Below are 1,175 nucleotides of genomic sequence, written 5' to 3' on the forward strand. Positions count from 1 at the left end.
CGCGGCCAGCGGATCACGCCCGCCGGCACCGCGGCTGCGCGACGCCCGTGCCCGGCGACGCAACGGCGGCGAGGCTGCCGGCGCGTCGGGTCACCGCGGCCTGACAGGCGCCAGGGCCTTGGTGCCCCGCACCGGGCGCGGGGGCGACCATGCCTTCGTCGCGCATCAGCCGTCGAGCCGGATGTTCAGCCGCCGGATCATGCCGCCCCAGCGCTCCGTCTCCTCGGCCAGGAAGGCGGCGGCTTCGGCGGGCGTGCCCGCCACCACCTCGAAGCCCGCGCCCTCGAGGCGCTGGCGCGCGGTGGGCTCGCGCAGGCCGCGCTGCGCCTCGGCGGCGAGGCGCGCCACGCGATCCGCCGGCGTGGAGGCCGGCACCACCAGGATCTGCCAGCCGTAGGATTCGGCGTTGGCCAGGCCCTGCTCGGCCAGGGTCGGCACCGCCGGCGTTGGCGCGAAGCGCGCGGCCGAGGTCACCGCGATGGCGCGGATCTGCCCGCCCTGCACCTGCGGCAGCACGGCGGCGGTGGTCACCATCATCGCCTGGATGCGCCCCGCCACCAGGTCGAGCGTCGCCTGCGGGAAGCCGCGATAGGCAACATGCAGCATCTCGGGCGCGCCGGTGCGCGCCAGCAGGTCGAGCATGCCCAGATGCCCGCCCGAACCCGACCCCACCGAACCGAAGGAGACGCGGCCCGGATTGGCCCGCAGATAGGCCAGGAAGCCGGGCAGGTCGGTGACCGGCAGGTCGTTGTTGACCACTAGGAACTGCGGCCCGCGCACCAGCAGCGAGACGGCGATCAGGTCCTTCGCCGGGTCGTAGGGCAGGTTGGGGTAGAGCGCCGGCGCGGTGGAGAGCGGCCCGTTGATCGACAGGCCGATCACATGCCCGTCGGTGGCCTTGGCGATCGCGTCCGTGCCGATGTTGCCGCCCGCCCCGGCGCGGTTGTCCACCACCACCGGCTGGCCCAGCACGCGGGCCAGGTGCTCCGACAGCACGCGCCCGGTCAGGTCGGGGCTCGACCCGCCGGGGAAGGGCACGATGAAGCGCAACGGGCGATCGGGCCAGGCGCCCTGCGCGGGCGCCGCGGCCGGCAGCGTCAGGGCGGGCACGGCGGCGGCGAGGGCGCGGCGGGTGAGGGTCATGGCGTGGTCTCCGGCGGCGCGGCGGGCCCTGC

At 76.2% G+C, this 1,175-nt stretch carries 1 protein-coding gene; it reads right to left on the reverse strand.

Annotation, left to right across the window (positions count from 1 at the left end; all coding sequences use genetic code 11):
* Positions 1-165: 165 nt before the first annotated feature.
* The gene (locus HW578_RS26830; protein ID WP_198373745.1) at positions 166-1,143 is read right to left on the reverse strand and encodes a Bug family tripartite tricarboxylate transporter substrate binding protein; all 978 of its coding nucleotides are present in this window, start codon (positions 1,141-1,143) and stop codon (positions 166-168) included.
* Between the last annotated feature and the right edge of the window lie 32 nt (positions 1,144-1,175).

It is taken from the genome of Roseomonas rosulenta, assembly GCF_016106005.1.
Lineage (GTDB): Bacteria > Pseudomonadota > Alphaproteobacteria > Acetobacterales > Acetobacteraceae > Neoroseomonas > Neoroseomonas rosulenta.